At 68.0% G+C, this 356-nt stretch carries 1 protein-coding gene; it reads right to left on the bottom strand.

Features of this window, described 5'->3' with window-relative positions; all coding sequences use genetic code 11:
* Positions 1-125 precede the first annotated feature (125 nt).
* Positions 126-356 (bottom strand): hypothetical protein (locus AC0IYH_RS30020; RefSeq protein ID WP_471837747.1); only part of this gene is annotated, 231 nt, incomplete at its 5' end.

Genomic DNA, 356 nt, shown 5'->3' with positions numbered 1-356 from the left:
GGTCGCGGGGCAGGCTTGCCAGCGTGTGATCGTATTTCTCCCGCTCATAGGGGCTGGTGGCGAAATTCCAGGGATCGCCGCCGTCCTTGTACAGCGCTTCGAACCATTCGGAATCGATGGACGTCTCACGACGCATGGCGCGCCTCCAGCAACAGCATGTGGGGGGCGTCGACCAGCCGTCGCATGGCCCTGGGTAGCACGAAGCGTTCGGCGGCGCCGGTGATGCGCCCGCCCAATTGCGTGCGGTGGCAGGCGAGTGCACGACGCTGGTGCCCCCGCCAGCGGGCGACGGGCATCGCGGCGATGCGCATGGCCTTCAGGCGAGCGTCGAGGTCGGGAAGTGTCCACGCCCACAC

The organism is Pseudomonas sp. AC463 (genome assembly GCF_979253585.1).
This window is presented reverse-complemented; position numbering and strand designations above follow the sequence as displayed.